Annotated in this window: 26 protein-coding genes; 19 read left to right on the top strand and 7 right to left on the bottom strand. The window is 61.4% G+C overall.

What is annotated here, in order from left to right:
• Nucleotides 1-49: 49 nt before the first annotated feature.
• From ACFHWW_RS06335 to ACFHWW_RS06305, 7 genes are all read left to right on the top strand, one after another.
• Nucleotides 50-1,642, top strand: coding sequence for an ABC transporter substrate-binding protein (locus ACFHWW_RS06335; protein WP_379937692.1), 1,593 nt, complete (start codon nt 50-52; stop codon nt 1,640-1,642).
• 83 nt (nt 1,643-1,725) lie between these two features.
• Complete coding sequence (locus tag ACFHWW_RS06330; protein WP_102762039.1) at nt 1,726-2,661, top strand: ABC transporter permease; 936 nt, start codon at nt 1,726-1,728, stop codon at nt 2,659-2,661.
• 5 nt (nt 2,662-2,666) lie between these two features.
• Nucleotides 2,667-3,488, top strand: coding sequence for an ABC transporter permease (locus ACFHWW_RS06325; protein WP_379937691.1), 822 nt, complete (start codon nt 2,667-2,669; stop codon nt 3,486-3,488).
• On the top strand, nt 3,485-4,396 hold the full coding sequence (locus ACFHWW_RS06320; protein ID WP_379937690.1) for an ABC transporter ATP-binding protein: 912 nt from the start codon (nt 3,485-3,487) through the stop codon (nt 4,394-4,396). The genes ACFHWW_RS06325 and ACFHWW_RS06320 overlap by 4 nt, the downstream gene beginning before the upstream one ends.
• Nucleotides 4,393-5,355, top strand: coding sequence for an ATP-binding cassette domain-containing protein (locus ACFHWW_RS06315; RefSeq protein ID WP_379937689.1), 963 nt, complete (start codon nt 4,393-4,395; stop codon nt 5,353-5,355). The genes ACFHWW_RS06320 and ACFHWW_RS06315 overlap by 4 nt, the downstream gene beginning before the upstream one ends.
• 191 nt (nt 5,356-5,546) lie before the next feature.
• A complete protein-coding gene (locus tag ACFHWW_RS06310; protein WP_379937688.1) occupies nt 5,547-5,801 on the top strand; it encodes a FitA-like ribbon-helix-helix domain-containing protein in 255 nt (84 codons plus the stop codon).
• Complete coding sequence (locus tag ACFHWW_RS06305) at nt 5,798-6,217, top strand: type II toxin-antitoxin system VapC family toxin (RefSeq protein WP_379937687.1); 420 nt, start codon at nt 5,798-5,800, stop codon at nt 6,215-6,217. Before ACFHWW_RS06310 ends, ACFHWW_RS06305 begins: the two co-directional genes overlap by 4 nt.
• A 140-nt stretch (nt 6,218-6,357) precedes the next feature.
• Here the strand turns inward: ACFHWW_RS06305 and ACFHWW_RS06300 are convergent, their stop codons facing one another.
• Nucleotides 6,358-6,792 (bottom strand): GFA family protein, encoded by a 435-nt coding sequence (locus ACFHWW_RS06300; protein WP_379937686.1) that lies wholly within the window; start codon nt 6,790-6,792, stop codon nt 6,358-6,360.
• Between the two features lie 395 nt (nt 6,793-7,187).
• On the opposite strand from ACFHWW_RS06300, the gene ACFHWW_RS06295 reads away from it, so the two are divergent.
• The 8 genes from ACFHWW_RS06295 to ACFHWW_RS06260 all read left to right on the top strand — a co-directional run bounded on the left by ACFHWW_RS06295 (nt 7,188) and on the right by ACFHWW_RS06260 (nt 13,914).
• Nucleotides 7,188-9,722 carry a PAS domain S-box protein gene (locus tag ACFHWW_RS06295; RefSeq protein WP_379937685.1) on the top strand — a complete coding sequence of 845 codons (2,535 nt, stop codon included), beginning with the start codon at nt 7,188-7,190 and terminating at the stop codon, nt 9,720-9,722.
• A gap of 26 nt (nt 9,723-9,748) precedes the next feature.
• A complete protein-coding gene (locus ACFHWW_RS06290) occupies nt 9,749-10,111 on the top strand; it encodes a response regulator (RefSeq protein ID WP_379937684.1) in 363 nt (120 codons plus the stop codon).
• A gap of 82 nt (nt 10,112-10,193) precedes the next feature.
• Nucleotides 10,194-11,111 carry a DnaJ C-terminal domain-containing protein gene (locus ACFHWW_RS06285; protein ID WP_379937683.1) on the top strand — a complete coding sequence of 306 codons (918 nt, stop codon included), beginning with the start codon at nt 10,194-10,196 and terminating at the stop codon, nt 11,109-11,111.
• A complete protein-coding gene (locus ACFHWW_RS06280) occupies nt 11,108-11,446 on the top strand; it encodes a chaperone modulator CbpM (protein WP_379937682.1) in 339 nt (112 codons plus the stop codon). The genes ACFHWW_RS06285 and ACFHWW_RS06280 overlap by 4 nt, the downstream gene beginning before the upstream one ends.
• Before the next feature lie 307 nt (nt 11,447-11,753).
• Complete coding sequence (locus ACFHWW_RS06275; protein ID WP_011970048.1) at nt 11,754-11,963, top strand: cold-shock protein; 210 nt, start codon at nt 11,754-11,756, stop codon at nt 11,961-11,963.
• Nucleotides 11,964-12,092: 129 nt separating this feature from the next.
• Nucleotides 12,093-12,473 carry a DUF6481 family protein gene (locus tag ACFHWW_RS06270; RefSeq protein WP_100673567.1) on the top strand — a complete coding sequence of 127 codons (381 nt, stop codon included), beginning with the start codon at nt 12,093-12,095 and terminating at the stop codon, nt 12,471-12,473.
• A gap of 86 nt (nt 12,474-12,559) precedes the next feature.
• A complete protein-coding gene (locus ACFHWW_RS06265; protein WP_379937681.1) occupies nt 12,560-13,630 on the top strand; it encodes a fatty acid desaturase in 1,071 nt (356 codons plus the stop codon).
• Nucleotides 13,627-13,914, top strand: a complete 288-nt coding sequence (locus ACFHWW_RS06260; RefSeq protein WP_379937680.1) for a hypothetical protein — start codon at nt 13,627-13,629, stop codon at nt 13,912-13,914. Before ACFHWW_RS06265 ends, ACFHWW_RS06260 begins: the two co-directional genes overlap by 4 nt.
• A 125-nt stretch (nt 13,915-14,039) precedes the next feature.
• On the opposite strand, the gene ACFHWW_RS06255 is transcribed toward ACFHWW_RS06260, so the two are convergent.
• Nucleotides 14,040-14,645: a general stress protein gene (locus ACFHWW_RS06255; RefSeq protein WP_379937679.1), complete on the bottom strand. Its 606-nt coding sequence runs from the start codon at nt 14,643-14,645 to the stop codon at nt 14,040-14,042.
• Between the two features lie 33 nt (nt 14,646-14,678).
• Nucleotides 14,679-14,993, bottom strand: coding sequence for a PepSY domain-containing protein (locus ACFHWW_RS06250; protein ID WP_018096480.1), 315 nt, complete (start codon nt 14,991-14,993; stop codon nt 14,679-14,681).
• A gap of 259 nt (nt 14,994-15,252) precedes the next feature.
• Between ACFHWW_RS06250 and ACFHWW_RS06245 the strand changes: the two genes are divergently transcribed.
• Together ACFHWW_RS06245 and ACFHWW_RS06240 are read left to right on the top strand one after the other, a co-directional pair.
• Nucleotides 15,253-17,262, top strand: coding sequence for an AI-2E family transporter (locus ACFHWW_RS06245; protein WP_379937678.1), 2,010 nt, complete (start codon nt 15,253-15,255; stop codon nt 17,260-17,262).
• 268 nt (nt 17,263-17,530) lie between these two features.
• On the top strand, nt 17,531-19,714 hold the full coding sequence (locus ACFHWW_RS06240; protein WP_379937677.1) for a putative bifunctional diguanylate cyclase/phosphodiesterase: 2,184 nt from the start codon (nt 17,531-17,533) through the stop codon (nt 19,712-19,714).
• 178 nt (nt 19,715-19,892) lie between these two features.
• Here the strand turns inward: ACFHWW_RS06240 and ACFHWW_RS06235 are convergent, their stop codons facing one another.
• Together ACFHWW_RS06235 and ACFHWW_RS06230 are read right to left on the bottom strand one after the other, a co-directional pair.
• Complete coding sequence (locus ACFHWW_RS06235) at nt 19,893-20,366, bottom strand: VOC family protein (RefSeq protein ID WP_102762054.1); 474 nt, start codon at nt 20,364-20,366, stop codon at nt 19,893-19,895.
• A gap of 295 nt (nt 20,367-20,661) precedes the next feature.
• Nucleotides 20,662-22,065, bottom strand: a complete 1,404-nt coding sequence (locus ACFHWW_RS06230; protein WP_379937675.1) for a S8 family serine peptidase — start codon at nt 22,063-22,065, stop codon at nt 20,662-20,664.
• Nucleotides 22,066-22,207: 142 nt separating this feature from the next.
• Between ACFHWW_RS06230 and ACFHWW_RS06225 the strand changes: the two genes are divergently transcribed.
• Both ACFHWW_RS06225 and ACFHWW_RS06220 read left to right on the top strand, forming a co-directional pair.
• Nucleotides 22,208-22,750, top strand: a complete 543-nt coding sequence (locus ACFHWW_RS06225; protein WP_379937674.1) for an RNA polymerase sigma factor — start codon at nt 22,208-22,210, stop codon at nt 22,748-22,750.
• The gene (locus tag ACFHWW_RS06220; protein ID WP_338279916.1) at nt 22,747-23,532 is read left to right on the top strand and encodes an anti-sigma factor; all 786 of its coding nucleotides are present in this window, start codon (nt 22,747-22,749) and stop codon (nt 23,530-23,532) included. The genes ACFHWW_RS06225 and ACFHWW_RS06220 overlap by 4 nt, the downstream gene beginning before the upstream one ends.
• A gap of 5 nt (nt 23,533-23,537) precedes the next feature.
• On the opposite strand, the gene ACFHWW_RS06215 is transcribed toward ACFHWW_RS06220, so the two are convergent.
• On the bottom strand, nt 23,538-23,930 hold the full coding sequence (locus tag ACFHWW_RS06215) for a hypothetical protein (protein ID WP_379937673.1): 393 nt from the start codon (nt 23,928-23,930) through the stop codon (nt 23,538-23,540).
• Between the two features lie 242 nt (nt 23,931-24,172).
• Complete coding sequence (locus ACFHWW_RS06210) at nt 24,173-24,886, bottom strand: DUF6065 family protein (protein ID WP_379937672.1); 714 nt, start codon at nt 24,884-24,886, stop codon at nt 24,173-24,175.
• Between the last annotated feature and the right edge of the window lie 12 nt (nt 24,887-24,898).

The raw sequence follows: 24,898 nt of genomic DNA, 5'->3' as shown, positions 1-24,898 counted from the left end.
CCGGACTGAACCGAAACGATGCCGAGAACGGCACGAGAGGGAGAACGAAATGCTGAAGAGATTGACATTGGCCGCGATGCTCAGCCTCGGCGTGGCTGCCGGGGCGCTTGCCGCGGGCGAGCGCCATGGCGGTACGCTCGTCTTCACCGCACCCTACGGATCGAGCTTCGCCACGCTTGACGTGCAGTCGAGCCCCAACACGCAGGAAGAATTCATCACGCAGGCCATCCACCGTGCGCTCTATAGCTGGGATTCGAACCAGAACAAGCCCGTCCTGGAACTGGCGTCCTCGGAGGAGGTTTCCGAGGACGGCAGGGTCCACACCTACCACCTGCGTAAAAACGCCGTGTTCCACAACGGCAAGCCGCTGACGGCCGACGACATCATCTACAGCTACAAGCGCATCGCCAACCCGGAAAACGCCTTCCCCGGCGCAAGCTTCATCGCCGTCATCAAGGGCGCCGAGGACTATATCGCCGGCAAGGCCGACGAGATTTCGGGGCTGAGGAAGATCGATGACTATACGCTGGAGATCACCTATACCGGTACGATCAATCCCGGCTTCCCGCTGATGCAGAACACGACGGTCATCTACCCTTCGAATGTCGAGGACGAATCGATCTTCGGCAAGAATCCGGTCGGCCTCGGCGCCTTCGTCTTCGAGGAGCACGTGCCCGGTTCGCAGGTCGTCGTGGAAAGATTCGACAAGTACTACGAGGAGGGCAGGCCCTATCTGGACCGCATCAACATCGTGCTGATGGCCGAGGACGCCGCGCGCGACGTCGCTTTCCGCAACAAGGAAATCGACGTGTCGATCCTCGGCCCCACCCAGTACCAGGCCTATCAGGGCGAGGAGGGGCTGAAGGATCACCTTCTGGAAGTCGCCGAGGTGTATACCCGCAACATCGGCTTCAACCCCGCCTTCGAGCCCTTCAAGGACAAGCGGGTGCGCCAGGCGATCAACCATGCCATCAATGCGCCGCTGATCATCGAGCGCCTCGTCAAGAACAAGGCCTACCCGGCCTCCGGCTGGCTGCCGATTTCCTCGCCCGCCTTCGACAAGGACAAGGCGCCCTACGCCTATGATCCGGAGAAGGCAAAGGCGCTGCTCGCCGAGGCCGGCTATGCCGACGGCTTCGAATTCGAGGTGACGGCGAGCCCGAACGAAAGCTGGGGCGTGCCGATCGTCGAAGCCATCCTGCCGATGCTGACGAAGGTCGGCATCACCGTGAAGCCGAAGCCGGTCGAAAGCTCCACGCTTGGCGAGGCGGTGACGACCAACAACTTCCAGGCCTTCATCTGGTCGAACCTCTCCGGCCCCGACCCGCTGAACGCGCTGCGTTGCTACTATTCGAAGACGGCGCAATCGGCCTGCAACTACACCAGCTATGCAAGCGCGGAATTCGACAAGCTCTACGAGGCGGCACAGCAGGAACGCGACCCGGCCAAGCAGAACGACCTCCTGCGCCAGGCCAACAACATCGTGCAGGACGACGCTCCGGTCTGGTTCTTCAACTACAACAAGGCGGTGATGGCCTACCAGCCGTGGATCCACGGCCTCGTTCCGAACGCCACGGAACTGGCGATCCAGCCCTATGACGAAATCTGGATCGACGAGACGGCGCCGTCATCGCGCCAGTAAGACCTTGAGGGGGAGGGGGGTAGCTGCGGCTGCCCCCTTATCGATTGTCGCCGCCCGTACGGGCGGCCAGAACGGGACCGCTCATGCTTCGTTTTACCCTCCGCCGCGTCCTGCAGATAATACCCACGGTCGTGGTGGTGGCGTTGCTCATCTTCGTCATCTTCAGTGTCGTACCAGGGACCTTCGCCGCGAGCCTCTTCGCCGATGGCAGGCGCGCCGCCGACCCGCAGATGATCGCCCGCCTCAACGAGGAATTCGGGCTGAACAAGCCGTTGATGGAGCGCTTCGTGACCTATGTCACGGACCTTGCGCAATTCGATCTCGGCACCAGTTTCCGCACCCGTCAGCCGGTGATCGACCTCATCAACGACCGTATGTGGGCCTCGCTGCAACTGGCGCTCGCCGCCATGGTCTTCGCCCTCGTCATCAGTGTGCCGCTCGGCTTCGTTGCTGCGCTGAGGCCCGGCTCCGTGCTCGATACGGTGACCATGATCGGGGCGGTGTCCGGCCTCTCCATGCCGCAGTTCTGGCTGGGCCTCCTGATGATGTATCTCTTCGCTCTGCAGCTGAACTGGTTGCCGAGCTTCGGTTACGGCGACGGGTCCTTGCGGAACCTGATCCTGCCCGCCGTCACGCTCGGGGTCACGCCCCTTGCACTTCTCGCGCGCACCACGCGGGCCGGCGTCCTCGATGTCCTCAACGCCGACTTCATCCGCACCGCCCATTCCAAGGGCATGAGCGAGGCCAAGGTGGTGCGCTGGCATGTGGCGCGCAACGCGCTGGTGCTGATCGTCACGACCGTCGGCCTGCAATTCGGCTCGCTGATCGGCCAGGCTGTCGTGATCGAGAAGCTCTTCGCCTGGCCCGGCATCGGTTCGCTTCTGGTCGATAGCGTGGCGAGCCGCGACATTCCCGTGGTGCAGGGCACGATCCTCGTCATCGTGCTCTGGTTCCTGGTCATCAACACGGCCGTCGATCTGATCTATGCCGCGATCGATCCGCGCATCAAGCAGGAGTGACGGGAATGCGCCTCGGCTTCAATTTCTGGCTCGGTGCCGGACTGACGACGCTGGTGATCCTCGCCGGCATCCTCGCCCCGTGCATTGCGCCCTTCGACCCCGTGCTCGACGCGGACCTGATGAACTCCGAACTGCCGCCGGACGCCACCTTCTGGTTCGGCACGGACGGGCAGGGGCGGGACGTCTACACCCGCATCCTCTACGGCGCGCAGATCTCGCTGACGGTCGGCATCGTCTCGCAGGTGATCAACTCGATCATCGGCGTCACGCTCGGCATGACCGCCGGTTACTGGGGCGGCTGGTGGGACGATCTGGTGAATGGCTTCACGAACGTCATGCTCGCCATTCCCTCGCTGATCTTCGCGCTGGCGGTGATGGCGGTGCTGGGTCCCGGCCTGCCGTCGCTGCTCATCGCGCTCGGTCTCACCAACTGGAGCTGGACCTGCCGCATCGCCCGCTCTTCCACACTTTCCCTGAAGTCGCTGGGCTATGTGCAGGCGGCGCAGACGCTCGGCTACGGGGACCTGCGCATCATGTTCACGCAGATCCTGCCCAACATGATGGGACCGATCCTCGTCATGGCGACGCTCGGCATGGGCTCGGCGGTGCTTTCGGAAGCCGCGCTCTCCTTTCTCGGCCTCGGCATCCAGCCGCCGTTCCCGAGCTGGGGCTCGATGCTGACGGATGCGCGCCAGCTCATCCAGCTCGCGCCGTGGGTGGCAATCTTCCCCGGCCTTGCCATCTTCCTCTCGGTGCTCGGCTTCAACCTTCTTGGCGACGGCCTGCGCGACAGTCTCGACCCGCATATGAGGACGCGCACCCCATGACCGCGCTTCTGGACATCAAGGAACTTCACCTGGGCGTCGCGGTCGGCCGCTCCGTCAATCGTCCGCTCCTCAAAGGAGTCTCCTTCCAGATCATGCCGGGCGAGGCCTATGGTCTCGTCGGCGAGTCCGGCTCGGGCAAGTCGGTGACTTCGCTCGCCGTCATGGGACTTCTCAAGAAGCCGCTCGCCGTTTGCGGCGGCGAGATCCTGTTCAAGGGGCAGAATCTGCTGGCGCTGCCTAAGCGCGAGATGCGCCGCCTGCGCGGCAACCGCATTGCCATGATTTTTCAGGAGCCGATGACGGCATTAAACCCACTCTCGACCATCGGCCGGCAGATCGCCGAGATGTTCGTGCTGCATCAGGCAAAGAGCTGGGACGAGGCGCAGAAGCTCGCGGTCGAAGCGCTCGCCAGCGTGCGTGTGCCCAATCCCGACCGGCGGGTGCGCAACTATCCGCACCAGATGTCGGGGGGCTTGCGCCAGCGCGTGATGATCGCCATGGCGCTCGCCTGCAATCCGGACCTCCTGATCGCCGACGAGCCGACCACGGCGCTCGACGTCACCGTGCAGGCCGAGGTGCTGCGCCTGATCAAGGAACTCTGCGCCGAGCGCGGTACGGCGGTTCTCTTCATCAGCCATGATCTCGGCGTGATCGCCAGCATCTGCCAGCGGGTCGGCGTCATGTATGCCGGCTGCCTGGTCGAGGAGAACGAGACACGGGCGCTTTTCGCGGCACCCCGGCACGAATATACCCGTGGGCTCCTCGGCGCCCTGCCGCGCTTCGGCAGCCGCAGTCTGCACGGCCGCCAACGGCTGGTCGACATCGACAGCATCATTGCCGACCGCTCGAAGCTCACCGAGACCCGCTTCATCGCGCAGCGCAGCGTGGAAGAGAGGGAGCAGTCATGACCGACCCTCTGCTGGAAGTGGACGACCTGCATGTCCGCTTTTCCGTTGCCGGCGGAGGGCTGCTCGGAACCGGGCGGCGCATGCTGCATGCCGTCAACGGCATCGGTTTCTCGCTCGCCAGGGGCGAATGCCTATCGATCGTCGGCGAATCCGGTTGCGGCAAATCCACCACCGCGCTCTCGATTCTCGGTCTTCAGGAGCCGACCGAAGGCACGATCCGCTACCGCGGTCAGCCGCTCACCGGGCCGGGTGCGCCCGGACGCATGCAGCGCGCCAAGGCGGTGCAGATGGTTTTCCAGGACCCCTATGCCTCGCTGAACCCGCGCCAGTCGGTACGCACCTCGCTCGCTGCGCCGCTCAGGCTACACGGGATCACGGCCGCATCGGAGATCGCCGACCGGATCGAGGTCATGCTCGCCAATGTGGGGCTGACGCCCGAGCAGGCGAACCGCTATCCGCACGAGTTCTCCGGCGGCCAGCGCCAGCGCATCGGCATTGCCCGCGCCCTGATCCTCGAACCGGAAATCGTCGTGCTGGACGAACCGGTATCCGCCCTCGACGTGTCGATCCGCGCACAGATCATCAACCTGCTGCTGGACCTGCAGGAAAAGCTCGGCCTAGGCTACCTGATGATCAGCCACGACCTGAGCGTGGTGGAGCATATGAGCGACCGGGTGCTGGTGATGTTCTTCGGACAGGTCGTGGAGGAGGGCGGCTGGCGGGACATCTTCGAAAGGCCCGCCCATCCCTATACGCGCCGGCTCATCGCTGCCATTCCCGATCCGGATGCGGCGCTGAGCCCGCGGACGAAAGACCACTTTGCCGATGTGCCGCTTCCTGCCGGTCGCCGCTTCGCAGTTGACGGCAGCACGGCACCGGACGTCTTTTCCGCGCCCCCGCCCTCCGAACTGGTCGAGATCGCGCCTGGCCATCGGATGAGATTGGTGCCAGCCGTCTAGCGCAATTCCAGGAAAAGTGCGCAGCGGTTTTCCGTCCGGATTGCGGAAAACAAAGGGGAGTTTCCGCGATTCCTGGAAAGCGGAAACTCTCTAGTCTGGGAGGCGTAAAGCCCCCCTGTCGCCCAAAATTTGCGACATGACTGCAAAAGGACTAGATTGCTATCATTGAAAGCGAATGCGAGGGCTTGACTATGGCGATCCTGACGGTTCGGAATGTGCCCGATGAAGTGCATCGCGCATTGCGCGTGAGAGCGGCGATGCACGGCCGCAGCACCGAGGCAGAAGTGCGGGAGATTCTGGAAAGTGCGGTGAAGCCCAAGCAGCGCGTTCGCATGGGCGATGCCCTGGCCGAGCTCGGCCGGCGATTGGGCCTGACCAATGACGATTTCGCATTGTTCGACGAGGCAAGTGACAAGGCGCCGGCGCAGCCAATGAGATTTGAATGATTGTCCTCGATACGAATGTCGTCTCCGAGGCGATGAAACCGGCCGCCGATCCGGCCGTGCGATCCTGGTTAAACGAGCAGGTCGCTGAAACCCTTTATCTGGCCAGTGTGACCTTGGCCGAACTGCTGTTCGAAATCGGTGCGCTGCCGGACGGTCGGCGCAAGAAGGCTCTGGCCGAAATGCTTGATGGCGTGCTCGAACTGTTTGGCGATCGCGTATTGCCGTTCGATATTGGAGCTGCTCGCTACTATGCCGGGCTTGCCGTGATCGCTCGAGCTGCCGGGAAGGGATTTCCGACGCCCGACGGATATATTGCCGCCATTGCCGCCTCCAGGGGATTTATCGTCGCAACGCGCGATATCAGCCCGTTCGAAGCGGCTGGACTTACCGTGGTTAATCCTTGGCACCACCGATGAATCAGAAACCTCAACCACGGGTGCTTCGGATCGTTTCAGGCGGCGGATAGAGAGCTGCAGATGGTGAGCCGCGGGCCGTCGCTTTCAGCGGTGAGCAGAACGTCTGCAGCGCGTGGAAAGTTCGTGCGCGCCCACCGGCTCTAGCCTCCCCGTGTCGGTTCCTGCTGATACTGCCCGATTGGAAGGCCCTGGAATTCCTCTACCGTTTCATCAAGCTGCACCCACTTATGTTTCGATTGCTCGAATACTGACATGGCAGGTGGCGCGAAGTTCGGGTCGGCAAATGACCCTACCGCCACCCCGATCCAGGACGGCGAAGCATCGGCTTTCCAATAGAGGGTCGAGCCGCAGCTTGGGCAAAAATACATCCGGACCTTGCGACCGCTCTCGGCAGTACGAATGTATTCCGTAGACACGCCAGATATTTCGACACAGTCAATCGAGTAGAACGCATTCGCGCTGAAAGGTGCACCAGTTCTTCGCTGACAGGCGAAACAGTGACACAGCGCGGTCAGTCGTGGCGGTTCGTTAAGCATCAATCTTAGAGCGCCGCAGGCGCATTGGGCAGTGGCCATGGAAACTCCTCCCGCTTGCACGGTGAGATTGCGTTTATTGAGGGCTGAAGCGCGGGCCCGAACCGCAATTCATTGCGGTGGGCGATGCGAAGGGCTGGACCTGATGCAATTTCAGGCTCACAGAAGCTCGACTGTAGATCTCTAAAGCGCCGCGGTCTAGATGTGAGCTTTGGATAGGGTGCAGGAAATGGGGGCGGTCAACGGTATTGCCTGGATGAGGTGGCTGGTCCGAGAAGGGGCGAGTCAAAAATGTCTGGAACAAAATCGCGTCCGGTGCGTTGATGTCGGTTAAGCAATTTTGCGCACCTGGGGTCGCGCGTCGAGCAGAGTTGTCCCTCCATGACTCCGGCTGAGATTCAATCGATCCCTTGAAGAGCCGCGAGGGACTTGTTTTCATGTCGAATGTCGAAGAATTTCCGCTTACCGGTCGCGTATTGACCGAATACGAAGCGCTGATAACGTCAGCTCCAACTGCGCTCGATGCTATCCCGGGAGCCGTTTATGTCTGTGATCACGACGGATGGCTCGTGCGCTACAACGCGGAGGCAGCCGAGCTTTGGGGTAGACAGCCATCCCTTAGCGCACCGCGAGAGCGGTTTTGTGGGTCCGAACGTCTTTTCCTTCCGGACGGCGCGCTCTTGGAGCATCAGGACTGCCCTATGGCTAAGGCGGTCAAGAACGGTGTCTCCACGCGCAACGCCGAGGTGATCATCGAAAGACCCGACGGATCCCGCATCTTTGCGCTCGTGAATATTCGCCCGCTCAGAGACCATCGGGGAGCAATTCAAGGGGCGATCAATTGCTTCCAGGATATTTCGCAACAGAAGCGGATCGAAGCGGAGGTCATCCGCAAGAGCAAGGACCTGGAGGACTTCTTCGAGAACAGCGCGATCGGGCTGCACATCGTCAGCGCCGCGGGCATCATCCTGCGGGCGAACAAGGCAGAGCTGGAGCTTCTCGGATATCCGGCGGACGAGTATGTAGGCCGGCACATCGCTGAATTTCACGCAGATCCGCCTGTCATCGGCGACATTCTTGACCGCCTGTCCTGTGGCGAAAAACTCGATCGCTATCCCGCCCGCTTGCGCGCACGCGATGGCTCGATCAAACATGTGCTGATCACATCCAACAGCCGCTTCGATGACGGAAAATTCGTCAACACCCGATGCTTCACGACCGATGTTACCAGCCTGTACGAATCGGAAGACGCACGACGTGAGAGCGAGGAACGCCTTTCAGCCACCTACCAGGCGGCGACGATCGGGATCGCTGAATCCGATGCGAATGGCCGCCTGCTGCGGGTCAATGACGCATTCTGCACCATGCTGGGCCGCTCGCGCGAACAACTCCTGACTATGACGTTCCTCGACTATACGCATGAGGATGACCGCGGTGAGGAAGCCCGCTCCTATGCGCGGCAGGTCGACGGAGAGATTGATACCTATGCAATTCGCAAACGTGCAGTGAAGCCCGACGGTACGGTCGTTTATCTCGATGTTTACAGTTCGACTGTCCGCGATTACGCCGGTCGATTCCGTTATGGCGTGCGGGTCCTGCTTGATGTCACCGAAGCGAAACGCATGGACGACCGGCTTCGCGAAAGCGAACAGCATATGCGTGATTTGCTCGAGGCGCTGCCCGCGGCCGTCTACACCACAGATGCCGAAGGTCGCATCACTTTCTTCAATAAGGCGGCTGTCGAGATGGCCGGCCGCACCCCACAGATCGGAGATAAATGGTGTGTCACCTGGCGTCTCTACAGACCGGACGGCACCTACCTGCCGCACGACCAATGTCCAATGGCCGTGGCGCTCAAAGAAGACAGACCGGTCCGTGGCGAACAAGCCGTGGCCGAACGGCCGGATGGGACCCGTGTGCCGTTCATACCCTATCCCACTCCGCTGCATGATGTCGCCGGCAAGCTCGTTGGGGCGGTCAACATGCTGGTGGACATCTCCGATCGCGAGAAGGCTGCGCAATATGCAGAACGGCTCGCGGCCATTGTCAGGTTCTCGGACGATGCGATCGTAAGCAAGGACACGCAAGGCATCATCCAGACTTGGAATAGAGGTGCCGAACGCCTGTTCGGCTATAGCGCCGAGGAAGTGATCGGAAAGCCTATAATCATCCTCATTCCGCCCGACCGCCAGGACGAGGAGCCCGGCATTCTTGAAAGGATTCGGCGAGACGAGCACATCGACCATTATGAGACGGTACGGATTCGAAAGGACGGAACCCTGATCGATGTCTCCTTGACCGTTTCCCCTTTGAAAGACGCCCGCGGTCGCGTCGTCGGCGCGTCAAAGATCGCGCGCGATATTACAGAAAGGCGACGCAGCGAAGAACACCGCAAGCTCCTGGTCAACGAGCTGAACCACCGCGTGAAGAATACTCTTGCCACGGTTCAATCGCTGGCTGCGCAAACCTTCCGTGGTGTAAATGCAAGCCAGGATTTTGCCCGGTTCCAAAGCCGGCTCGTCGCATTGGCGAGGGCGCACGACGTGCTTACTCGGGAGAGCTGGCAGGGTGCCGATCTTCAAGAGGTCCTTCACGCGACGATCAATCCAATCTGCGTGGAACCCCAGCAGCGCGTTGAGGCCTCCGGCCCGCCAATCCGGTTGCGGCCGAAAATGGCATTGGCATTGTCGATGGCTTTTCATGAGCTTTGCACGAATGCTGCAAAATACGGGGCGCTCACGAACGACGGAGGTCTCATCAAAGTCAGCTGGCATATCAGCGATAGTGAGAGCGTATCTCACCTGCATTTACAATGGGAGGAGACTGGTGGTCCATCTGTCATAGTCCCAGCGCGGACGGGTTTTGGCACCCGCCTGCTCGAACGTGCTTTGGCTCGCGAACTCGGCGGCAAGGTCGATCTTGTGTTTGCGCCGAGCGGCGTGCGCTTTCACATCGAGGCGCCACTGGCATGACGTTCAAGCTTCTACAGGCCTGACGCATGACAGAGCGCAGACTTCGGGTACTCGTGGTCGAAGACGAATCCATGATCGCCATGCTGATTGAAGATAGTCTATGCGAACTCGGACATGAGGTCGTCGCTATAGCCTCTCGGATGCAGGAGGCGCTCGATATCGCGCGGAAAGGTCAGTTCGACATCGCCATCATCGACGTCAATCTGGACGGGGAGCCCAGTTATCCGGTTGCGGACGTTCTGGCGGAACGCAACGTACCCTTCATTTTTGCCACGGGCTATGGCAGCAAAGGCCTGGATACAAGGTACTCGAACATCCCCTTGCTCACGAAGCCGTTTCTGGACAGCGAACTGGAAACCGCGCTGGTGCAGATTTCAAAGGAAGTCTAGCGAGCAGAGGCCCGAAGATGTTGACGCGCAGCTTGCCGCAGCCGCGCAGTCGACGTGCACGTCAAATTGGTGGAGGTGATCGGTGACTGATGATCCCTATCAGATACTCGGCGTTCCGCGTACCGCCAAACCGGATGAGATCCGCAAAGCCTACCGCAAGCGCGCAAAGGAGCTGCACCCGGATCTGCATCCAGGCGACAAGGAGGTGGAAGCCAAATTCAAGGCGCTTTCCGCAGCCCACCATTTGCTGAGCGATCCCGAGCAGCGGGCCCGGTTCGACCGGGGCGAGATCGATGCATCGGGGGCAGAACGGCCGCAGCAGCACTTTTACAGGCACTACGCCGATGCAGACCACGCGCGGCGGTATGGGTCAGCGGGCGGAACCGGTGAATTCGAAGATGTGTCGGACATCTTCGCGGATGTTTTCGGGCGGGGCGGGGCAGGGGCTCGTTTCAAGGCGCGTGGGCAGGACCGTCATTATCACCTCGAAATCGAGTTCCAGGACGCGGCAAACGGCGCCCGACGCCGCATCACCTTTCCCGATGGGAATACGCTCGACTTGGCCATTCCCGCCGGCACACGTGACGGCAGCACGCTCAGGCTGAGGGGCAAGGGCGCACCGGGGATTGCTGGCGGGGAACCCGGAGATGCCTTGATCGAAATCAGCGTCCGCTCTCACTCCGTCTTCCGTCGTGAAGGCAACGACATCGAAATGGATCTGCCGATTACGCTCTATGAAGCCGTACTTGGTGCAAAGATCGAAGTGCCGACGATTTCCGGCCGCGTGTCGATGACCATCCCTCAGGGTTCAAATACGGGCGACATCCTGCGTCTCAGGGGCAAAGGGGTGAAGTCTCAAAACGGCCCCGCCGGCGATCAGCGTGTTACGCTGAAGGTCGTTCTGCCGACGGCGACCGATCCCGATCTCGAGCGTTTCATGGAAACGTGGCGGCAGAGCCACGCCTATGACCCGCGCGAAGCTCTACGGAGGGCCACATGAAATTGTCGGAGAGGCAAGTCCTTGAACAGTGCGATGCTGTAACTCTCAAACAGCTGCGCCAGTGGGTGCACAGCGGCTGGATCGTGCCGGCTCAAGGCGAGAGCGGGCTCTCATTTGACGACGTCGACGTCGCTCGAATCCGCCTGGTTTGTGAGCTCCGGCGCGACATGAACGTCAACGATGACGCTGTGCCGATCATCCTTGCGCTGCTGGATCAGCTCTATGGGTTAAGGCGGGAGCTTAGAACAATTGCGACGGCGCTGTCGAAGCAGCCTGATGAGGTACGCCAGCAATTGAAGCAGTCGCTCTTTTCGCATATTAGCCAGCAGCATTAGCCTGCGGCACCGCAATTTGTTGTCGCAAAGGCGCTGCAGTCCGCTGGCCCAGGAGCGCTCTACCGGCCGCACTTTCCGAGAACGCGACCGCTTGCATTTCTCTACCAAAGATTGCATTCGACTTCCCGAAAAAACAAAAAGTTGACGTGGTCGCCGCTCTCGTTTAAGAGAGTGCATCGATACTTGGTTTGCCGATATTTGTTTTGCTGCGCTTTGCGCGTCTCTTGACGAACTTCCCTCTCTCAAAAATCGAAACCCCGCTGTGCGTCGCCCAGCGGTGATCTATGTTGCTAAGAAAGGGTTCGTTATGACCACTGGCACAGTTAAATGGTTCAACTCCACCAAGGGCTTCGGCTTCATTCAGCCCGACGACGGCAGCGCCGACGTGTTCGTTCACATCTCTGCTGTTGAACGCGCAGGCATGAATTCGATCGTCGAAGGTCAGAAGCTCGGCTTCGAGCTCGAGCGCGACAACAAATCGGGCAAGATGTCCGCAGGCCAGCTCCGCGCTGCCTGACGCTTTTTCGCCGCTGATGACCACGGATGTACTGGCATCGCGGCAAGAGGTTCGAAGAGGCCAGGCGAATGTCTGGCCTTTTTCCGTTAAGGCGGTCTTCGCGACCAAACGATATCAAAGGAACAACGATTGAGACACCCGAACGACAACGGCTTTGCCGAACGACGCAACGCCGCGGCAGATGCAAAGCGCCGGCTTCTGACAAAATTTGCATCCGCTCCCAAGCCGACCGACCCTGAAATGCAGGAAAAGCTGGCTGCGCGCGAAGCGGCCAACCGTGCCAGGGAGGCCCGTCGCGCCGAGCGCGAAGCGCTTAAGACAGCCGAGAACGAGCGAATCCTGGCAGAAGCCGCTGCGTTGGCCGCGGCCGCCGAGGCCGAGCAAAGGGCTGAAGCCGAAGCCCGCCAGGCAGAAATTGCCGATCGGGTGTCGCGTGTCGTCGCCGACGAGGCGGCCCGCAAGGCCGAACGCGACCGCCGCTATGCGGCCCGCAAAGCCCGCCGGGCGTAACACTTCAACACCTGCACCCGTTCCACGGGCGCAGCCCATTGCCCTGGCGGATGATCGCGGGGCGAGCGAAAAACGGACCGGTTATAATGAGCGCACATGTCTATCCACCCGCTTCACTTGTTGAGGACAATGCTGGAGCGTGGTTGAAGACGCTGGCGAAATACCGGCAGCCCCGTCTGGGGCGTAGCGCCTTCGAACTGTTCGTCACTCTCGTTCCTTTCGCCATCTTCTGGGCAGCGGCCTGCTTTTCGCTGGTCAACGGCTTCTGGCCCGGGCTGATCGCGATCCTTCCTGCCAGCGCCTTCCTGCTCCGATTGTTCATGATCCAGCACGATTGCGGCCACGGCTCGTTTTTCGCCCGTCGGGGGCTCGATGACTGGATCGGCCGCGTGCTCGGGATCCTGACCCTGACCCCTTACGACTATTGGCGGCGTGCACACGCCGCCCATCATGCGACTGCGGGCAATCTCGACCAACGCGGGGTTGGTGACATCACCACGCTGACGATTGCCGAGTACCGTGCCCTTTCGCCAATGAAGCGCCTCGGCTACCGGCTGTACCGGCACCCGCTCGTCATGTTCGGCATCGGGCCGGCCTGGCTCTTCCTGTTCAAGCAACGCCTGCCGTTCGGGATGATGAACTCGGGTGCTCTGCCTTGGATTTCGACCATGGGGACGAATCTTGCGATCATTACGCTGGCCGGCTTGATGGTGTGGGCCGTCGGGTTGGGACCATTTCTCCTGATCCATCTTCCGGTCGTGCTGCTGGCAGGTGCGGCCGGCGTTTGGCTCTTTTATGTGCAGCACCAGTTCGAGGAGACTCACTGGTCGGCGGGCGAGGATTGGCGGTTTCCTCAGGCGGCGCTGCATGGCGCCTCGCATTACGATCTTCCGCCGGTGCTGCGGTGGCTCACCGGCAATATCGGCATTCATCACGTGCACCACCTGTCAAGCCGGATCCCCTATTACCGTCTGCCGGAAGTACTGCGTGACCATCCGCAACTTGCCGGCATCGGCCGGATTACCTTGTGGGACAGCCTCAAATGCATCCGGCTCGTGCTCTGGGACGACCGGCGCCGGAGGCTGGTTTCATTCCGCGACGCCGCAGGGTCGCTGCGCCGCTCCCTTACCGAAGATGGACGAAAGACGACGACATGATTGAATTGACGCCAACGCAGATCCGGGGCCTTAAGCTTGCCAAGGACGGTGACGTCCATCCTCAGGGTGGGAAGAGGTGGACGCACCTCAATGCCCAGGTCACCTATGCGAGGAAGGACCGGTTCAAGGAACGGCCGCAGAAGATCAAGTTCCTGACGAGCGCGACCCTCAACGAGCTGCGCGAGCACAACCTCGTGAAGGCGCTCGATACAGATGTTCCGCCTGAGGAGTCGGCTCACAGCATTACCATGGCCGGCAAGATGATGCTTCTGAAGATCAAGTGAGCACGCCCCAGAAGAAGCATGGGGCGCGCGCGCGCGCGCTACCGATTTTGCTCGACGGCCGCGGAAATAGCTGCGAGGGCCGGCCGCGCTTGCAGCCCCCGCAGCGGCGGACGTCAGCCCTGCCGTTATGGCATCATGCCGCGGTACCGCTCACGCTCCCGTTCGACCTGATCGAGCGTGTACGGATCGGCATTTTCGTCGAAACGTGACCATCCCTCCTGGGCATAGATGCTTCTGCGGGCCGCAGGATCCACGATTTTGCGCTGTTTCAGGATCGCTTCTGCTCGCGGTGCGACACTGTCCTCGACCCTTGCAGTGATCAGAGTGCCCCCTCTGCGAACGCCTTCGGCGTAGACATGGGCGTCTTCTTCATCGACGCCGGAGTCCGTCAGCGCACCGATCAGGCCACCGGCTGCGCCCCCGGCGATTGCACCGGCGGCCGCACCGGCCGCGGTGGAGGCAAGCCACCCGGCAGCCACCACTGGGCCAACTCCAGGAATGGCCATAAGGCCAAGCCCCGTCAGAAGGCCGACGACGCCGCCTCCGGCCGCGCCGAGGCCAGCTCCGGCACCGGCCCCTTCGGCCGCGTTCGAGCCGTCCGACGAGTAGCGATCTCCCGTATTGTTCGCGACGATGCTGATGTTGTCTGAAGGAACGCCTGCCGTTTCCAGATCGCTTACGGCTTCGCGAGCATCTGCATAGTCGTCAAAGAGCCCTGTTACTGTTCTCATATTCGTTCTCCCTTTTCCTTTGGAGTCTGTGGACTACTGCGCCGTTACGTTGCCCTGATAGTCGAGAGCGACCGAAACGGATTTGCCCTCCTTCATCGCAGTTGCCTGCCACACACCCTTGTCGTCGAGCTTCAATCCGCTGACCTCGGTGTATCCGGCCTCTTCGATCCGTTCCTTCGCTTGCGCTTCAGTAAAGCTGTTCGCGCCTTCGACCGGTGCCGTCGGGTTCTCAGAATCGGGCGTTGCGACAGCAGGCGTTTCTCCTTCCGCTGAAGGCGTCGTCTGCGCGAGTGAAGTCGTGGCCACGGCGCTCATCAGTGCTGCCGCGGCAATGATCATATTTTTCATGTGGTTACCTCTTCAGAAGACCGCGATTGATCCCCCGTCGCAGAAACACGCCGGGCGCAGAATGGTTCCCGGCGCGACGCTTCGACCGCCATGCTGGTGGGCGGCTTGGCGTTGGCACCGGGAAATGGCAACTGCTGCGGTTCCTTGCAACGGAGCATCTGCTGGGCGGCGCCAAACACTGCCCTACCTACTTGCGAACAAGGTTCTTGCCTGCTGGTCGCAACCAGGTCGACCGCCGGGTGACGTGGTGGAGGGTGTGGTGCTGAAGTTCTCGCGTGGCGTTGACCAGGATCGTGCAGCCGCCGCAGGCGGCCTGCAGCAAATCGCGTTTGCGCGCAGCGCAGCAGCCGCGGCGCAGCCCTCACGTCTACCGACCCTCGTCGCAACTGCTGCCACGGTTGCCGTCCTCTATTTCGCCCGGGACGTCTTCCTACCGCTGGCCATCGCCATTCTGCTCACCTTTGCGCTCGCGCCGCTGGTTTCGAGGCTGCGTCGAGTCGGTTGTCCCCGTTCGGTGGCCGTCGTCGGGACGGTGACGGCGGCTTTTCTGTTCCTGTCCGCATTCGGCGCGGTCATAGCGATGCAAGTGAGCGAGGTGGCTCAGAACCTGCCGACCTATCAGTACAACATCGTCGAGAAGGTCAGGACCCTGAAGGAGACCGGATCGGAAAGCCAGATTTTTGAACGGATTGGCCGCGTCATAGAGAGGATCAGCACGGAGATCAGCCGGCCCGAACCCGAGATGCGCGCCTCACCCGAACCGGCGCCGGAGACCCAGCCGTTGCTCGTGGAGATTTTCTCTCCGCAGCGGCCGGTCGAAACACTGAAGAATATCATCAATCCTCTGCTTGGGCCCTTGGCGACGACCGGCCTCGTCATCGTCGTGGTCATCTTCATGCTGTTCGAGAGGGAGGAGCTGCGCGACCGTTTCATTCGGCTGGTCGGCTACGGCGACCTGCATCGAACGACCGAAGCACTTCAGGACGCGGGCGCTCGCGTCGGCCGGTACCTGCTCATGCAGTTGGTCGTGAACATCACCTACGGCATTCCGCTGGCCATCGGCCTCTCGCTGCTCGGTATCCCCAATGCGGTCCTCTGGGGGATGCTCGCCATCGTGTTGCGCTTCGTCCCCTATATCGGGCCTGTCATCGCTGCGGCTCTGCCGTTGTTCCTGGCGTTTGCCGCGGCACCTGGATGGAGCCTGCTCGTCTGGACGGCGGCCTTGTTCATTGTCCTCGAGCTCGTGAGCAACAATGTCGTCGAGCCTTGGCTTTACGGTTCCCGCACCGGTTTGTCGCCGCTTGCGATCATCGTCGCGGCGATCTTCTGGGCATGGCTCTGGGGGCCGGTCGGACTGGTGCTGTCGACGCCGCTCACCGTGTGCCTTGTCGTTCTCGGTCGCCACGTCCCGCAATTCGAGTTTCTGGAGATACTGCTGGGCAACGAGCCCGTGCTCGATCCGAAGGAGCGCCTCTATCAGCGTCTGCTCGCCGGAGATCCGGATGAGGCGACGGACAATGCGGAAGACATGCTGGAGGAGAAGTATCTCGTCGAGTTCTACGACACGGTTGCTATTCCCGCACTGCTCCTGGCGGAGCGGGACCGCGCTCGGGGCGCCCTGACGAACGCCCAGGCGGCTCAGATTGCCCAGAGTGCGAACACCCTCATCGCCAATCTCGAGGAGATTGCCGGCGAAGAGGAGGGGGAGGAGGAAACGGGCGCGCAAGCGCAGGAAAATGGTGATGATGATGATGCGGACGAATATGATCTTCCCCTCGGCGACGGCAAGTCCGTCCTGTGCGTCGGGGGGCGCAGTGATCTCGATGACGTTGCCGCATCGATGCTCGCCCAGACCCTATGGATCCAGGGCGCGGAGGCGGCCCACGCCGGTCACGACGTCCTCAAGGCGGGCAATATAAAAGCTTTGAAGGTAGAGGGGCGAAACGCCGTCGTCCTGAGCGTTCTCGACCGGGATTTCATGAGACATGCCAAATTCACCGTGCGGCGGCTGAAACGCATGGCGCCTGCGGCGCGCATCGGGATCGTGCTGTGGCAAGAGGATGGCCGGCCGGAAACAACCGAACGAGACCAGCTCGTTGAATCGCTGCAGGCGGACTTCGTGGTATTCGGGATGGGCGACGCCGTCCGCGAGGCGCTCTCAGACGAATTGCCTCGGTCTTTGAAACTCGCTCATCCGAAGATCGCACCCGGATACGCCATGCGGAGAAGCAAGCGTGCGGATAGGGAAAGCACGGTCAAAGCGGACTAAGGGCCTGTGGAGATTGGGGTCACCCGCTCCGCTTGTTTGATCGCATCATCCCTGTGACAAGCACAGCGATGAGGGTAAGGAGAGATTGCAGTCTCCGAAAAGTTTCCTACAGCGCCGCGCGTCTTATGAGAGTGCAAAGGTCGCTGTAGCACTTTGAGCTGCTGCATGAATCTCAACAGGCGTTGAGATGCCGAAGGGCATGCGCGAAGCTTACGGCGTTTTAAGACGTTCAGCTCAATGATGAGCAGCCCTATCAGGAGGAGTGCGGATGAGGTTTGTGGCTGGCAAAGTCGCGGTTTTCAGGTGGATGCTGCCCATGGTCATCGCAATGGCTTTGATGGGAGGCATATACCTGGCCGTCCGCTGGTCGGCGCAGCAATCGGACGCTGTGGCGGTGAAGCGGCAGCAACACCTCGTCGAGCTTGTCATCTCCAAGATGCAAGGCAGCATCGCCCATGATCAGGAGAGCGTCACCGTCTGGGATGACGCCGTCAGAAAAATTTCGCAGGAATGGGATTCGCGGTGGGTCGATTCCAACCTGGGCAGTTGGATGAACAGCTATTTCCGACACGACGGCGCATTCGTGATCAGTCCGGACCGTAAGCCGTTATACGCCTTTCTTGCCGGCCGGACCGACGAAGCTTTCAGCAACATAGAACCCGAAGCAATGCCGCTGATCGCCAAGCTGCAAGAGAGGCTCGCAGCAGGCGACGAGGAAGGAACGAGCGAGCAGGTGCTGTCCATCGGCGAGAGCGATCTCGTACGCATCGAGGGCCGCCCGGCGATTATCAGCGTGAAGCCGATCGTGTCGGACACCGGTGATATCGTTCAGGAGCCCGGCAGGGAATTTCTGCACTTGGCGGTCCGCTTTCTCGACGGCGACCTCCTGACCCATCTCGGTGAGGATTATGGTTTCGAGGACCTGCGCTTTTCTGTTTTGCCGGAACTCGGCCGGCAGCGGTCCTATGCTCCGATTGTTTCATCGTCAGGAGAAACGATCGGGTATTTCTCCTGGCTCCCGTTCAGGCCCGGTGCCGATGTGATGAAGGCCACGGCGCCGGTGCTTCTGGTCGCCGGCGCCCTCCTCTTTGCCCTCACCAGCGCGCTCAGTATCGTACTGGGGAGGCGGTCGAGACGTCTGCAGGAAAGCCAGGCGGAGCTCAACCATCTGGCGCGTCACGACCCGTTAACGGGACTCGCCAACCGTGCGTCTTTCAACGGTTTGCTGGCGCGGGTCGTCGCTACGTCGACAATCGATCAAGCCAATGCTCTTCTGTACCTCGATCTCGACCGCTTCAAGCAAGTGAACGACACACTCGGCCATCCTGTTGGCGATCGGCTGATGGTCGAGGTCGCGAAGCGGCTTAAGGAAACCGCTGCTGGTGCCGCCATTTCCAGAATTGGTGGCGATGAGTTTACCATCATCGTCGAACGCACCCGCCAGGACCAGGTGGAGAAGCTCTGTGACGCGCTGATCGCTTCGATCCGCCGGCCTTTCGAGATAGACGGACAGCCGATTCTCATCGGACTTTCGATAGGTGTGGCCGTCGCGACCGGGAATGGCGCCGATCCCGTCGAGATCACGCGGAAGGCCGATATCGCGCTTTACCACGCCAAGTCGGCCGGGCGAAACCGGTACGCGGTGTTTGGCCCTCACATGGACGAACTGATCAGGACGAAGCGGGATCTGGAACAGGATCTGCGAGCGGCCCTGAATGCCGGCAATCAGCTCGAGGTCTTCTACCAGCCCGTATATTCGGCGCAGTCCCACCAGATAAGCTCGCTGGAAGCTCTCATTCGCTGGCGGCATCCGAGCAAGGGCAACATAGCACCGGATGCCTTCGTTTCGCTTGCGGAGACTGCCGGCCTGATCGATCGGCTCGGCGCTTTCGTGCTGAAGGAAGCCTGTTCTACGGCGCGCGAATTTCCGGGCCTCGACATTGCAGTGAACGTCTCCGCGGTCGAGCTTGGACAACGGCATTATGCCGCGCAGGTTCTCTCACTGCTGCGGCAGTTCGGGGTCGAGCCGTCGAGACTGGAGCTCGAGATCACCGAAACGGCTCTCCTCGACGAAGCCGGTGTCTGTGAAAAAAACATCACCGCGCTACGCGAGTTCGGCGTCAAGTTCGCACTTGACGATTTCGGTACGGGCTTCTCCTCATTTGGGCGGTTGCAGCGCCTGGAGGTCGACCGGATCAAGATCGATCGCTCTTTCGTCCACGCCTTCGACCGGCCCGGTGGTGGCGTGGCGGTCGTGCAGTCCATCGTCGGTGTCGCACATGCGAAAGGCCTGCGCATCACCGCCGAGGGCGTGGAGACCGAGGAGCAGAGCGAGATTCTACGCAAGCTTGGCTGTGACGAATTGCAGGGCTTCCATTTGTCCAAGCCGATGCCGAAGAATTCACTTCGTCAGCTTCTTGGGAGAGACAAGGCTCAAGGAACCTCCTTCTAGAGCACTTCCAGGAAAAGGGTGTAACGGCTTTCCGTCCCGGAAGTGCGTTGGACCAAAGGGTTAGAGCTTTCAATGTTTCCATAAAACATCGAAATGCTCAGCTAACTGGCGGTCCGAGCGTCTGCACAGGGACACGCGGACGCTCTTGCCGCAAACCGGGCCGCAATCCGATGGAGCATCAACCGCGCCGCGCCGCCTCGATTGCAGCGACGTCTATTTTTTTCATGTCCATCATCGCCTCGAACGCTCGCTTTGCTTCGTCGCCGCCGGCCGCCATCGCGTCGGTCAGCACGCGCGGAGTGATCTGCCAGGAAATTCCCCATTTGTCCTTGCACCAGCCGCAGGCGCTTTCCTTGCCGCCATTGCCGACGATGGCATTCCAGTAGCGATCGGTCTCTTCCTGATCGTCGGTGGCGATCTGGAAGGAGAAAGCCTCGTTGTGCTTGAATGCGGGACCCCCGTTGAGGCCGATACAGGGAATGCCCGCAACGGTGAAGTCCACCGTCAGCACGTCGCCCTCTTTGCCTGCGGGGTAGTCACCGGGTGCGCGGTGCACGGCACGCACCGCGCTGTCAGGGAAGATCTCACAGTAGAAACGAGCGGCAGCCTCGGCGTCCTTATCGTACCATAGGCAAATCGTATTTTTCGCCATTGCGTGGTCCTTTCGCTTGGAAACATTCGGATTTGGGCCGCAAGCGGCCGACATTGGGAAATCACCTGCCCGGCCGCCAGTGAACGTAGAGCTACCTCACGGAAGAGGCTCCCATTATGCGCTTCGAAAGTCGCACGGATCACCAAGTATTCAATGCGCCCGCACGAGCCAGGCACAGCGGCCTCGCAACGCTGCAGCGTCTTCACACAGCGCCGATGGCGCGGCTGTTGCGAGTGGCCGGTCGGTGGGTTTGGCCCTTCCCATGCAAGTCTTGCACCGGACGACGCTGCTTAGCTCAGGACTTCGTCTTGCAAATCGCTCGCGCGTTCAACAGACCCCAGCCGAAGACAGGATCCTTTCCCGGTTCTCCGAGATCTTCGGCGTGTCCGGTCAGCCTGTCGCGGAGCAATTCCGGAGCGAGGTCCGCTTCAGATGCTTTCATCATCGCCACCGCCGCGGTCACGAAAGGTGCGGCGAAAGAGGTTCCCGTCTTCGGACGCGCGCCGCTGACCGAAGCTGCTGTCCAGACCGCCACGCCAGGGGCGGCGAAGTCGATATGCTCCCCTCGTCCGGCGCGCCGGTAGGGCCGTTTGCGTCTGTCGGTCGCGGTGACGGCAATGACCTCTTCATAGGCAGCCGGATAGACGGGCTCGGCTCTCGGACCCTCATTGCCCGCGGCGGCGACCATGATGATGCCGCGCTCCCCCGCCTTTTTGACCGCCTGTTCGAGCAGGAGATTGGGCGGGCCGGCAAGGCTGAGATTGATCACTTGAACCTGACGCCCAGCGAGGAGGTCGAGTGCGCGCGCCAGATCGAAGGCGGCGGAGCGGTCGTCGTGCCGCCCCGCCCGGTGAAACGCATCCACGGCGATGAGCTTGCCACCCGGTATCAGGCCCGGCGTGCGGCTCGTGGCTGAGCCCACGAGCAAAGCCGCGACAGCGGTGCCGTGCTGCCTGCCGGACTCCGGCAGTTCTTCGTCGACGAGGCGGACGATCTCTACGTTGCGAGCCTCGAATGCGATGTGATCGGGGTTGATCGCCGTATCGACAAGGCCGATACGCACGCCTGCCGCGCAAGTGCCAGGCCAGGTTTGAGCCGAGGGCCAGCCGATCACGTCGCGTGCCAGGCAGTCGCTTGCGACGCACGGGGCATCGGGATGCTGTTCCGGCCGGAAATAATGGTTGAAGTCGATCACCGCTTGGGGCGCCAGGGCGCGGGCCTGCTGCCGAGCGGCTTCCAGTGTCAGGCCTTGGGGAATGCGAAGCTTGATCACCTCGGCGTTGAAGGAAGCCATTGTGTTCCGTTCGAGGAGCTCGAAGCCTGCGGCCGCCAACCCGCCGAGTTCCGTCGAACTGAAACCCAGCCCGACGATCTCATCGGGCGCTCGTATCGGTGCGGCCGGTGCGGCTGCGCGCGAGCGCCGCGGGGCTGTCCGACGTGGCAGGAACTCTCGGAATGGAAACAGGCTCTTGCCGCCACTCCATCCGGCGCCGGCGCCGTAGGAGCCGGAGCGGCCGGAACCGCGCGAGCCGCGGTTGCCGTCATTGCCACCGTCATCATCGTCGTCATCGTCGGCCAGGGCAAGCCCGGTTCCGAGCACGTCACGCACGATCATGTTCCCGGGAGCCAGGATGTCGCCGGATAAGAGTGCGATTGCAGCAATGGGCGCGAGCAGGGCCAGTTTCGACGTGGTCAGCATCTGAAAACCTCAATCGGCTAGGTCAGGCTAATAGGAGGATAGCGCATTCCTTTGGACGGTGAGACCGCTACCTGTAGATTGTGTCAGAACGGCTGAGTCGTCGGTCTATTCCTTCTTCTAGCCAATTACGGAGTTTCGGGACATGAGCAGTGCGGTGAAGGATGTCGGCGAACGCCTCATGGCGTTCCTGCCCAATCTGCGCCGCTTCGCCATCTCGCTTTGCCGCTCGCGTGATGTTGCGGATGATCTTGTGCAGGCGGCCTGCGAGCGGGCACTGGCCAGTGCCGAGCGCTTCGAGCCGGGCACGCGCTTCGACGCTTGGATATTCCGCATCCTGCGCAATCTCTGGATCGACCAGGTGCGCCGGCAGAAGACCGCAGGCGTGCAGGACGATATCACCGAGCGTCATGACATCGCCGGTTCATCGGGCGAACGTGAAGCCGAAGCGCGGCTGACCCTCAAAACCGTCGCGGAGGCGATCACCGAATTGCCGGACGAGCAGCGGGAGGTGGTTCTTCTTGTCTGCGTTGAGGAGCTATCCTATCGCGAAGCGGCCGATGTGATGGGCATTCCCACAGGCACGGTTATGAGCCGACTGGCGAGGGCACGCAAGAGTTTGGCCGAGGCTGCCGGAATAACACAGACGACCGGACGTTCTCAGTCAATAAAGGGCACAAACGAATGACAGGAACGGACTTCTCCGACGAGACACTGATGCGGTTCGCCGACGGCGAGCTCGACGCCGGGACGATCGCCGAAGTAGAACGAGCGATGGAATCGGATGACGAGCTGGTCGCGCGTGTGGCGCTCTTCATCGAAACGCGCCACGCTGCCAAGACCGCTATGGAGCCGCTGCTCGATGAGCCGGTACCTTCCGGCCTTAAGCGTGCGGTCGAAAGAATGGTGACGGAGAAGACGTCGCCACCTCCTGTATCGGGCGCGGGCATCCTGCCTTTCCCACGCCGCGTTGCGAACGAATCTAACAGAAGGCGATGGCTCGCTCCCGTCGCTGCCTCGCTGGCGGCTGTCGTTGCGGGATTCGGCGGATATTGGCTGCGGGGAAGTGTCGAGGCACCGATCGAAGGTGGCTTGCGCGTTGCCGCCATAGGCAGTCCTGCGCTTGATGAGGCGCTCGCCACGGTCGCCGCAGGCGAGGAACGGCGGCTGCCGGGTTCCAAGCAACGCTTCCGGGCGATTGCGACATTCCGTGACAATGCGCAGGCGCTGTGCCGCGAGTTCGAGCTGGACTCGGCCGATGGCTCAACAGTGGTTTCGGTTGCCTGCCGCACCGGGGCCGAGTGGCGTGTGACCTTCGCCGTCATCGCACCCGTAGCGAGCGGCGGCTATGCTCCTGCATCTTCCACGGAAACGCTCGACGCCTATCTGACAGCGATTGATGCAGGGGCGCCGCTCGAGGCGGCGGAAGAGGCTAGAGCTCTCGGCGAACTCCGAGGTGCGCAACGGTGAGTGCATCAAAAATCGCGATCATGGAATAGAGGCGCGCACCGCCCGTTACTCCTGCGGACCGAAGAAGCGGTCCGGTTTTCATAAGGAGTAGATGAGATGACAAAGAACTGGACGAACAAGGCAATCGCCGCCGGCTTGGCGGCACTCGTGGGCTCTGCCGCCGAAGCAAGGGAATATACCTCCTCATTTCCCGGCGTGGAGCGCGCTTCGACGCAAACCTCCCAGACGACCGGCCGAACCGACGGCGAGATCATAGTCGCCGGCAACAGCTCATCCAATTCGAGTTCCAACTCCTCGAGCAATTCGAGTTCCAACTCGTCGTCCAACAGTTCCTCGAATTCGAGCTCCAATTCATCCTCGAACAGCTCGTCGAACTCATCCTCCAACCGTTCGTCCAATTCGAGCTCGAACCGGTCCGACCGGTCGTATCGTCCGGGCAAGCTGTGGCACACAGGGCGCTGAGGTTGCGGGAAAGCTGACGGTGCGACAAGAGAGCGGGGGCCGGACATTCCGGCCCCCGCCTTTTTTACCGGACCTTTCAAAGCGTTTTAGGGTCTCGTTGGAAACGGTGAAACGCTCTAACCTCTGAAGCTGCGCACTTCCGGACGGCAAACCGTTACACACGTGTTCTGGAAGTGCCCTAGCGAGCGGCGCGCGCGGACTTTCGATACCAGCCTTCTGCGGCGATGGTGTTTCGGTGGACCGTCTCGCGCTCAACAGCTTCCACGCGGGTTTCGGCGCGGATTTCTGCTGTGACTGCCGCATCGGCACGGCGGAAGGGTATCACCTGCACAAGCGGCGTTCCCTTTTCGACGACGTGAAGGCCATCCGGTGCCGTCGCGAAGAACGGAAAATGGATATGAGCGCTATAGCTGTCCGTATCGACAATCCCGGCCACGCATTCAAAAGGCTGTCCCGGGCGGTTTAGCGGCGGCAGAAACAGGCAACTCCATCCGGGCGGCGTGCGGATCGACCAGTAATTGTGAAACTTGCAGGGCGGGGAGGGCTCTTTCGGATTTCCCGCCACCTGATGGGCGCCGTGGTTGCTGACCATTACCCGGTCGAACTCCCAGCCGGCCTCGACGCTGCGGCCGTCATCCTTGATGTCAAGGCGCACCGTCGCGGCGATCGGCAGGATCCAGCCAGTGGTCATGGCATCGAGAAAGGGCATGCAGCGTTTGACGGTCAGACCGTTGTTGATTGCCGACAGGTGCCCTTTGTCGACCGCCGGCAGCCGGCGGAACCAATCAGGCAGAACCGATTTGGCCGGTACCGGCCGCGCGACGACGCCGTCGTCTTCCGGATGGCAGACAAACTGAATGACCCGCGGATCTTTCTTTAGGAAACTTAACATCCCGCTTCTCCC

Origin of the sequence: Sinorhizobium sp. P24N7, from assembly GCF_042436655.1 — a bacterium.
Lineage (GTDB): Bacteria > Pseudomonadota > Alphaproteobacteria > Rhizobiales > Rhizobiaceae > Sinorhizobium > Sinorhizobium meliloti_A.
Note: the sequence above shows the minus strand (reverse complement) of the source record. Positions and strands in the feature narration are given on the sequence as shown.

Bases quoted from the DNA above. Each gene is read 5' to 3' on its own strand.
- ACFHWW_RS06335 (WP_379937692.1), top strand. From the start codon at position 50: ATGCTGAAGAGATTGACATTGGCCGCGATGCTCAGCCTCGGCGTGGCT.
- ACFHWW_RS06330 (WP_102762039.1), top strand. From the start codon at position 1,726: ATGCTTCGTTTTACCCTCCGCCGCGTCCTGCAGATAATACCCACGGTC.
- ACFHWW_RS06325 (WP_379937691.1), top strand. From the start codon at position 2,667: ATGCGCCTCGGCTTCAATTTCTGGCTCGGTGCCGGACTGACGACGCTG.
- ACFHWW_RS06320 (WP_379937690.1), top strand. From the start codon at position 3,485: ATGACCGCGCTTCTGGACATCAAGGAACTTCACCTGGGCGTCGCGGTC.
- ACFHWW_RS06315 (WP_379937689.1), top strand. From the start codon at position 4,393: ATGACCGACCCTCTGCTGGAAGTGGACGACCTGCATGTCCGCTTTTCC.
- ACFHWW_RS06310 (WP_379937688.1), top strand. From the start codon at position 5,547: ATGGCGATCCTGACGGTTCGGAATGTGCCCGATGAAGTGCATCGCGCA.
- ACFHWW_RS06305 (WP_379937687.1), top strand. From the start codon at position 5,798: ATGATTGTCCTCGATACGAATGTCGTCTCCGAGGCGATGAAACCGGCC.
- ACFHWW_RS06300 (WP_379937686.1), bottom strand. From the start codon at position 6,792: ATGGCCACTGCCCAATGCGCCTGCGGCGCTCTAAGATTGATGCTTAAC.
- ACFHWW_RS06295 (WP_379937685.1), top strand. From the start codon at position 7,188: ATGTCGAATGTCGAAGAATTTCCGCTTACCGGTCGCGTATTGACCGAA.
- ACFHWW_RS06290 (WP_379937684.1), top strand. From the start codon at position 9,749: ATGACAGAGCGCAGACTTCGGGTACTCGTGGTCGAAGACGAATCCATG.
- ACFHWW_RS06280 (WP_379937682.1), top strand. From the start codon at position 11,108: ATGAAATTGTCGGAGAGGCAAGTCCTTGAACAGTGCGATGCTGTAACT.
- ACFHWW_RS06275 (WP_011970048.1), top strand. From the start codon at position 11,754: ATGACCACTGGCACAGTTAAATGGTTCAACTCCACCAAGGGCTTCGGC.
- ACFHWW_RS06265 (WP_379937681.1), top strand. From the start codon at position 12,560: ATGAGCGCACATGTCTATCCACCCGCTTCACTTGTTGAGGACAATGCT.
- ACFHWW_RS06260 (WP_379937680.1), top strand. From the start codon at position 13,627: ATGATTGAATTGACGCCAACGCAGATCCGGGGCCTTAAGCTTGCCAAG.
- ACFHWW_RS06255 (WP_379937679.1), bottom strand. From the start codon at position 14,645: ATGAGAACAGTAACAGGGCTCTTTGACGACTATGCAGATGCTCGCGAA.
- ACFHWW_RS06250 (WP_018096480.1), bottom strand. From the start codon at position 14,993: ATGAAAAATATGATCATTGCCGCGGCAGCACTGATGAGCGCCGTGGCC.
- ACFHWW_RS06240 (WP_379937677.1), top strand. From the start codon at position 17,531: ATGAGGTTTGTGGCTGGCAAAGTCGCGGTTTTCAGGTGGATGCTGCCC.
- ACFHWW_RS06235 (WP_102762054.1), bottom strand. From the start codon at position 20,366: ATGGCGAAAAATACGATTTGCCTATGGTACGATAAGGACGCCGAGGCT.
- ACFHWW_RS06230 (WP_379937675.1), bottom strand. From the start codon at position 22,065: ATGCTGACCACGTCGAAACTGGCCCTGCTCGCGCCCATTGCTGCAATC.
- ACFHWW_RS06225 (WP_379937674.1), top strand. From the start codon at position 22,208: ATGAGCAGTGCGGTGAAGGATGTCGGCGAACGCCTCATGGCGTTCCTG.
- ACFHWW_RS06220 (WP_338279916.1), top strand. From the start codon at position 22,747: ATGACAGGAACGGACTTCTCCGACGAGACACTGATGCGGTTCGCCGAC.
- ACFHWW_RS06210 (WP_379937672.1), bottom strand. From the start codon at position 24,886: ATGTTAAGTTTCCTAAAGAAAGATCCGCGGGTCATTCAGTTTGTCTGC.